This window comes from Sandarakinorhabdus rubra (assembly GCF_010994245.1).
GTDB lineage: Bacteria > Pseudomonadota > Alphaproteobacteria > Sphingomonadales > Sphingomonadaceae > Sandarakinorhabdus > Sandarakinorhabdus rubra.
In genome coordinates this window covers 1-7,587 of record NZ_WMHO01000128.1, presented here as the reverse complement: position 1 = coordinate 7,587, position 7,587 = coordinate 1, and the positions used below count along the sequence as shown (strand labels likewise).

General features: G+C 67.0%; 9 protein-coding genes and 1 pseudogene. 2 read left to right on the top strand and 8 right to left on the bottom strand.

What is annotated here, in order from left to right:
* The 3 genes from GJV64_RS08990 to GJV64_RS08980 all read right to left on the bottom strand — a co-directional run.
* The coding region (locus GJV64_RS08990; protein WP_164156916.1) for an SDR family NAD(P)-dependent oxidoreductase at nucleotides 1–193 on the bottom strand (193 nt) is incomplete at its 3' end.
* A complete protein-coding gene (locus tag GJV64_RS08985) occupies nucleotides 190–876 on the bottom strand; it encodes an NnrU family protein (protein WP_164156915.1) in 687 nt (228 codons plus the stop codon). The genes GJV64_RS08985 and GJV64_RS08990, both read right to left, overlap by 4 nt.
* Nucleotides 877–953: 77 nt before the next feature.
* Entirely contained in the window at nucleotides 954–2,714 is a 1,761-nt protein-coding gene (locus GJV64_RS08980) for a peptide MFS transporter (protein WP_235927674.1), read from the bottom strand.
* Between the two features lie 125 nt (nucleotides 2,715–2,839).
* Here GJV64_RS08980 and GJV64_RS08975 point away from each other — a divergent pair, with 125 nt between their 5' ends.
* On the top strand, nucleotides 2,840–4,078 hold the full coding sequence (locus GJV64_RS08975; RefSeq protein ID WP_164156914.1) for a metal-dependent hydrolase family protein: 1,239 nt from the start codon (nucleotides 2,840–2,842) through the stop codon (nucleotides 4,076–4,078).
* Nucleotides 4,079–4,114: 36 nt separating this feature from the next.
* A complete protein-coding gene (locus GJV64_RS08970; RefSeq protein ID WP_164156918.1) occupies nucleotides 4,115–4,693 on the top strand; it encodes a nitroreductase family protein in 579 nt (192 codons plus the stop codon).
* A gap of 11 nt (nucleotides 4,694–4,704) precedes the next feature.
* On the opposite strand, the gene GJV64_RS08965 is transcribed toward GJV64_RS08970, so the two are convergent.
* From GJV64_RS08965 to GJV64_RS08945, 5 genes and pseudogenes are all read right to left on the bottom strand, one after another.
* Nucleotides 4,705–5,388: a head GIN domain-containing protein gene (locus GJV64_RS08965; RefSeq protein ID WP_164156913.1), complete on the bottom strand. Its 684-nt coding sequence runs from the start codon at nucleotides 5,386–5,388 to the stop codon at nucleotides 4,705–4,707.
* 125 nt (nucleotides 5,389–5,513) lie between these two features.
* Nucleotides 5,514–6,017, bottom strand: coding sequence for a CarD family transcriptional regulator (locus GJV64_RS08960; RefSeq protein WP_164156912.1), 504 nt, complete (start codon nucleotides 6,015–6,017; stop codon nucleotides 5,514–5,516).
* 347 nt (nucleotides 6,018–6,364) lie between these two features.
* Nucleotides 6,365–6,703: a ferredoxin FdxA gene (gene fdxA, locus GJV64_RS08955; RefSeq protein ID WP_164156911.1), complete on the bottom strand. Its 339-nt coding sequence runs from the start codon at nucleotides 6,701–6,703 to the stop codon at nucleotides 6,365–6,367.
* A 55-nt stretch (nucleotides 6,704–6,758) separates the two neighbouring features.
* A complete protein-coding gene (locus GJV64_RS08950; protein ID WP_235927673.1) occupies nucleotides 6,759–7,094 on the bottom strand; it encodes an RNA-binding S4 domain-containing protein in 336 nt (111 codons plus the stop codon).
* A 3-nt stretch (nucleotides 7,095–7,097) separates the two neighbouring features.
* Nucleotides 7,098–7,587, bottom strand: a pseudogene (locus GJV64_RS08945) (helicase-related protein); the annotation flags it as partial.

Below are 7,587 nucleotides of genomic sequence, written 5' to 3'. Positions count from 1 at the left end.
CATCGAGATCGGTCACCTCGAAGGCTTCGACGTGGCTGCCGGGGCAGGCCGCCGCAACCTCGGCCAGCGCGGCGGCGTTGCGCCCCGACAGCACCAGCCGCGCGCCTTCGCCTGCCAGAGCGAGCGCCAGCCCCTTGCCAATGCCCGAGGAGGCCCCGGTGATCCACACGGTCTGTCCGGCAAAACGGCTCATTGCATGTAACTCCAGCCAGCGGCGGGCACGCCGATCAAGTAGGTGTGGCCCCACCCGAGGAACAGGAACCACAGCACGGTGCCGCCCAGCACCGGCACCAGCCCAGGCCACAGCGCCGACCACGGCTGCCGGCCGCCCAGAATGGCCATGAAGGGCACATGGCTGGTACGCGCCATGTGGGTGGCATAGGCGGGGTTCTGTTGTTTCTTCTTGATGTCCTGCATCATGGTGCCGATCAGCGCCAGCGAGGCGATGCCGCTGGCCAGCACGATGGTGCGCGGATCGGCGGTCATCACGGCATGGACGATGGCCCAGATCACGAAGCTCCACATCATCGGGTGGCGGGTGATGCGCTGCAGGCCCTTGGGCTCGCCCTTCACGCCCGGCATCATCGCCGGGTTGGGCGACGTCACCGATCCCACGAAGAAGATGAAGGCGATGAGCATTAGCAGCAGCGCCGGGCCATAGAGGCTGGCCGGCGTGTCCCACAGCCGCATCTTGGGGATCTGCCGCCACAGCTGCACGGCAAGGCTGAAGCTGACCAGCGCCACCAGCGAATAGACGATGGCAAAGCCCTTTTCGCCGAGCCGCGCGACGAGGGGCGCGCGCAGCGGATGGGACAGTAGCTCATGGCTAGCGACGAACAGACCAACCAGCATTCCCAGCACCAACAGATCCGGCACCTGTCACCCTCCCCGGCGTTCCGCGCCATAGTGCAGCGCCCGGGCCATGCGGCCAAGGGGCTTGTTGCTGCCCAGCCTCACTTCACGCCGTGCATCAGCCGCTTCAGCAGCGGCGCCAGCAGCAGCAGCACGCCGCCGATCGCCACTGCCGCCAGCCCGATGGTCTCGAACACCCCGGTATAGGTGTCGAGGCTGACCTTGAGATTGGTCACCTGCCCGCCCACGGTTTCCACACTGGCGACCTGTGCCACCAGCCCGCCAACATATTGCGCGCAGGCGATGGAGACGAACCACAGTCCCATCATCAGGCCCACCACGCGGGCGATTGACAGCTTGGTCACCATCGACAGGCCCACCGGCGAGATCATCAGCTCCGCCATCGAGTGGATGAGATAGAGCCCGGCCAGCCACCACAGGCCCACCTTGAAATCATCGCCGGCAAACTGCGTGCCCCATACCAGGAACAGGAAGCCGCCGCCGACGCCGGCCAGCGCCAGCCCGAACTTGACCGGGATGCCGGGCTCCAGCCCGCGCCGGCCCAGCGCCTGCCACAGGGCACTGAACACAGGGGCCAGCAACACGATGAAGATGGCGTTGAAGAACTGGGTCTGCGCCGGCGACATTTCGAACAGGCCGAACACCGACAGATCGGTGTTGCGCGCCGCGAACAGGGTGAGGCTGGAGCCGGCCTGTTCGAACAGGGTCCAGAACACCACGTTGAAGACGATCAGGATGATGGCGGCCAGCATCATCTGCCATTCGGCGCGGTTGCCATAGGCGATTGACCAGATCGGGATCAGCACCACACAGGCGAGGAAGGTGGCGAACAGCACCTTGCCCAGGATCGGCAGGCCGGCCAGGTAGCCGATGAAGCCGGCACCTTCCACCGGCGGCGGCGCCGCCATCAGGTTGGTGAACAGGAACCACATCAGCGGCACGGCCAAAACGGCGCCTACATAAATGGGGATATCACGCTTGGGCGCGCCGGCCGGCGGCTCGCCATAGCCTTCGAGCTTCGGGCCGGCGAACTGGATCAGATACCAGCTCAGCGCCATGCCCAGCGCCGCCAGCAGGAAGCCGGCCCACCAGCCATAAAGATCGGCCAGCACCGGGCAGGCCAGCTGGCTGCCCAGCGAGCCGAGGTTGATGCCCATGTAGAAGATGGTGAAGCCGGCATCGCGGCGGGGATCGCCCTTCGCATAAAGGCTGCCGACCATGGTCGAGATGTTGGGCTTGAAGAAGCCGTTGCCGATGGTGACGGCCGACAGGCCCAAGAGCATGATGGTGACGAACAGCGGATCGCGCTCCCCGCCGGCCTGGAAACCGCCCTTGGCCACGCGCCGGGCTTCGCTGCCATCGGGCGCCATCAGGCTCACGCTGCCGTCCTCGTTGCCCTTGATCTGCAGCCTGGCGCCGTCGACGGTTACATATTGGGCCCGGTCGTTGCCGCGCGTCTCCACCAGCACGTCATATTGCTGGCCGTCGATCTTCGCCCAGGGCCTGGCCGCCTCGCCGCCGAAGCAGAGGGTGAAATAGCCCAGCGCCATCAGGATCGCGCCGAACTTCACCGCCTTCTTCGAGCCCAGATAATTGTCCGCAATCAGCCCGCCGACCAGCGGGGTGAGGTAGACCAGCGCGGTGAAACCGCCATAGAGACCCGTGACCGTCTGATCCGAAAACAGGAAATGTTCGGCGAGATAGAGCGTCAGCAGCGCCCGCATGCCATAATAGCCGAAGCGCTCCATCGCCTCGGTGGTAAACAGCCGGGCCAGCTGCGCCGGATGGCCGAACCATTGCGGGCGGGTGTCTGCCACCGCCGCGGCTGCATTCTCGTTCAAACACCCTCTCCCACGCCTTGGGCCTGACCCGTGTTCGCTGATAGCCGCCGCATCGCGGCTCGCCAAGCGGAACGGATGACGCCGAATTAAGGTGCAGTCGCGCCGGCGAGGACCCCATTGGGAACATGCGCCATCTCATCGCCACTTTGATCGCCCTGCTGCCGCTGCCGGCTGCCGCAGCCCCCTTGCTGCTGGTGCCCGACCGAGTGTTCGATGGCGAGGCGATGCGCGCCGGCTGGCAGGTGCTGGTCGATGGCGAGCGCATCGTCGCGGTGGGCGCCAATCTCGCCGCGCCGGCTGATGCCCGCCGGATCGCGTTGCCCGGCCACACGCTGCTGCCCGGTTTCATCGAGGGGCACAGCCACCTGCTGCTGCACCCCTATGACAAGACACCGTGGGACGATCAGGTGCTGAAGGAAAGCCAGGCCTATCGCGTGGCCCGCGCCGTGACGCATGCCGAGGCCATGCTGATGGCGGGCTTTACCACCGTGCGCGATCTGGGCACCGAAGGGGCAGACAATGCCGATGTCGGCCTCAAGCGCGCCATCAACGAAGGCCGCATCCCGGGCCCGCGCATGATCATTGCCACCCGCGCGCTGGTGGCGCCAGGCAGCTATGCCCCCAAGAATGATGCCTGGGCCGTGCCGCAGGGCGCCGAGGAGGCGGACGGGCCCAATCTGGTGAGCGCCGTGCGCCGCCAGATCGGTGCCGGGGCCGACGTCGTGAAGCTCTATGGCGATTATCGCTGGCGCCCGGGCGAAGGCAGCCGGCCCACCTACAGCCAGGCCGAGGTGGCCGCGGCGGTGGCTGCCGCCCACGATGCCGGCCGGCAGGTGGCGGTGCACGCCAACACCGCCGAGGCCATGCGCCGCGCCACCCTGGCCGGGGTGGACGTGATCGAACATGGCAGCGAGGGCGATGCCGCCGTGTTCGCGCTGATGGCGAAAAACGGCACCGCCCTGTGCGCCACACTGGCGGCCGGCGATGCCATTGCCCGTTATCGTGGCTGGAACGGCGCCGAACCGGCGCCGGCCGATGTCGAGCAGGACCGGGCGGCATTCCGGCTGGCCCTGAAGGCGGGCGTGCCGATCTGCATGGGGGGTGATGTCGGCGTCTACGAGCATGGCACCAACGCGCGCGAGATGCTGCTGATGGCCGGCGCCGGCATGCCAAACGGCGCCGTGCTGACCGCTGCCACCGCCGGCAACGCGCGCCATTTCGGCCTGAAGGATCGCGGCCGCGTCGCCCCCGGCCTGCTGGCCGATCTGGTGGCGGTGCCCGGCGATCCGCTCGCCGATCTGGCCGCCGTGACTCGCGTGGCCTTCGTGATGAAGGGCGGCGCGGTGGTGAAGGCCGCGCCCTGATTGGCAGGCGCTCTGTTGCCGGATAAGAGCGCCGGCATGGACAGTTTCAACGACACCAGCTCGGCGGCAACGCTGCTCGCCACCCGCCGGTCCGGCAAGGCGCGCGAGATGGTGGCGCCCGGCCCCGATGCCGCCCAGTTGCAGGCGATCCTTGGGGCTGCCGCACGCGTGCCCGATCATGGCAAGCTCAACCCCTGGCGCTTCGTGGTGATCGAGAACCGCGCCGCCTTTGCGGACGCGCTGTTGGCCATCTATCTCGCCGGCAAGCCGGAAGCCGGCCGGCTGGAGCGCGAGGCGGTGACCCAGTTCGCCACCCAGGCGCCGTGCCTGGTGGCCGTGATCGCCGCGCCTAAGCCCAGCCATATCCCGCTGTGGGAACAGGAACTTTCTGTGGGTGCCGCCTGCCAGAACCTGTGCCTCGCCGCGCACGCCCACGGTCTGGTGGCCAACTGGCTGACCGGCTGGGCTGCCTATGACGACAAGGTGCTGGCGCTGCTGGGCGGCGCCGCGCCGGAACGCATCGCCGGCTTCGTCTTCATCGGCACGCAGGAAAAGCCGCTCGAGGAACGACCCCGCCCCGACCTGTCAGCCGTGGTCAGCCACTGGCGCGGCTGAAACGCGCCCGATCAGCTGCAGGTCACCGTGCCGCTGCCCGCCACGCGCTTGGTGCAGCGCGCGCCGCCAGCGATCGCCACATCCCCCGAGCCTGCCACCTGCACAGTGGCCGCGCCGGCGACATGGGCACGCACATCGCCCGATCCCGCCACGCTGATGCTGGCATTGGTGCACTTCAATGCCGACAGATCGGCATTGCCGCTGCCCGACAGCCGCAGGTTGACGGCACCGCAGCGGCCGCCGGTCACCACGTCGCCGCTGCCGGAAAGGCTGATGTCAGCTGTCTTCGCGTCCAGCTTCGCGAGGCTGACATCGCCGGAGCCGCTGAGCGTCAAGGCAAAGCGGTCGGCATCGCCGCGGTCGGCCTGCACATCGGCCGAGCCAGAAAGGCTCAGCCCGCGCAGCGCCGGCAGCGCCACGGCGACGCGCACCGCCTTGCCGTTCCAGCTGCGCCAGTCGCCCCTCTTGCGGCTGATCTTCAGCACACCGTCCACCACAGCGATGTCGAGCCGGTCGAGATCGGCGGCAGCGCCATCGGCCGTCACGGCAAAGCCGCCGCGCGTGATGGTCACATCATCGCTGCCGGCCACCACCACCCGGTCGAAGCCGGTCAGTGGAAAACGGCGCTGTTCGGCACTGGCCGGGACGGCCGCCAGCGCGGCGGCAGCAAGCAGGACGGACGACAGGCGAGGCATGGGGCGCTCCTTTGTGTATTGCTGATATAATACACAGTAGCGCCCGGCCCGCAAGCCTCCACAAGCAAACGGCCCGGCACCAAAACTGATGCCGGGCCGCCTTGGCTGTGATGGTGATCCGGGGCTTACGCAGCCTTCAGCACCTGTTCGATCTTCTGCTGGGCGGCGGGTTCGTCGATGTTTTCCATCGCCGCCAGTTCGCGAGCCAGCCGGCCGATGGCCGCTTCATAGATCTGGCGTTCGGAGTAGCTCTGTTCCGGCTGGTCCTCGGCGCGGTGCAGGTCGCGCACCACTTCCGCGATGCTCACGAGGTCGCCCGAGTTGATCTTGGCTTCATATTCCTGGGCGCGGCGCGACCACATGGTGCGCTTGATGCGCGGCTTGCCCTTCAGGGTGGTGAGCGCCTCGTTCATCGTGGCCTGGCTGGACAGCTTGCGCATGCCCACGCTTTCCACCTTGTTCATCGGCACCCTGAGCGTCATCCGCTCTTTCTCGAAGCGCAGCACGAACAGGTCGAGCGCGACACCGGCGATTTCCTGGTGCTGGATTTCCACCACGCGTCCGACCCCGTGCTTGGGATACACGACATAATCACCGACTTCGAAACCGAGCGGCTTGACGATTGCCATGGGGGCATATTCCTTGTGGTTGTCGGAACATGACGGAGATGCACCAAGGCCGGTGACAGCAGGGCTGACACCAGATCGATAAACACCACGTCACGTGCCGGCCTGCCAAATCATCCTGACCCAGACCCGCTGCCGACCTGGCAGGTCATGGCCAGGCAGCGCGTCGTGCGACTCGACTGGGCGCTTTGCGCGTCTCAGTCACATGTTGGTCGGTATCAGAAAAACGTCACAAATGCCACTGTTGTGACGCGCCAATATGCCTTGTGGCACGAAAAATGTCGATTTTTCGTTAAGTTCGGGCCCGAAGCGCGACCAAAGGAAGCGGCTGCGCCGCGCTCGGCCGTCCCTCAGGAGCCCTTGCCGGGATTCGCCGTGAAATACTTGTCGAATTTGCCCTCTTCGCCCTTGTGCGAATCGGCATCGTCCGGGGTCTCACCCTTCATGGTGATGTTGGGCCACTGCGCCGAGTAGGTGGCGTTCAGTTCCATCCACTTTTCAAGGCCACCCTCGGTATCGGGCAGGATGGCTTCGGCCGGGCATTCCGGTTCGCACACGCCGCAATCGATGCATTCGTTGGGGTTGATCACCACCATGGTCTCGCCTTCATAGAAGCAGTCCACCGGACACACTTCCACGCAGTCCATATACTTGCACTTGATGCAGGCTTCGGTGACGACGTAGGCCATAAGTCTCCCCTTGGGGCAGATGCCCCGCGTTGAACCCCTGTTTGCGTCGCGGCCCTTAGGCGAGGGCCAAGGCCTCTGGCAAGGGGGCATGTGACGTGCCTGCATCGCAGGGCCCCTCGGGCTGCGGCGACAGGTCGGTGTAATATTGCCGCGCCTCCACATAGGGACCGCGCCGCTCCGGCAGGCCTTCCACCCTGACCACGATGATCTCGGGCCCGCGCGCCCAGCTGAGCACGCTGCCGGCCCGCACCTGCGCCGAGGCGCGTTCCACCACGCGGCCATCGATGCGCAATCGTCGGCTTTCGCACAGGTCCTGAGCGTGGGCGCGGGATGGCGCGAGGCGCGCATACCACAGATATTTGTCGATCCTCAGCCCGGCTCCGTAGACCAAATGCTACCTGCCTTTCATGCCTGCCAGGATGGCGAAGGGCGATGCCGCGACTGTCCTGACAGCAGGCACGGCATCGGATGAAGGGTCGCGCGCACGAGCGCTGGCCACGTTTCTGGGGGCCTTGGGGCCAGCCCAGGCGAAATGCGGCGTGCCATCGACCAGCCGCGGGCGATAGCCCAGCGCGCGCAGCAGCCGGGCCAACCCATCCTGCGACAGGCCCAGGCTCGCGGCCCAGTTGGGATCGGGCATGAACGGCGCGCGGCCGCTGCGGCGCGCGTGGATCTGGCGGGCCAGCCGGTCCACCATGTCGATGCGCACCGCCGTCTGCCCACCCGGCAACCGCCAATAACCGGCCACCGCCAGATAATCTGGCGCCATGCCATCGCTGGCCATGCTCACCCGCCCCGCAGGCGGCAGCGCCGGAAGCGACGCCAGTTCGCCGGCGACCGCCCACAGTGCGAGGCGCCAGCGCGTCGCCTCCGGGCGCAGCAAC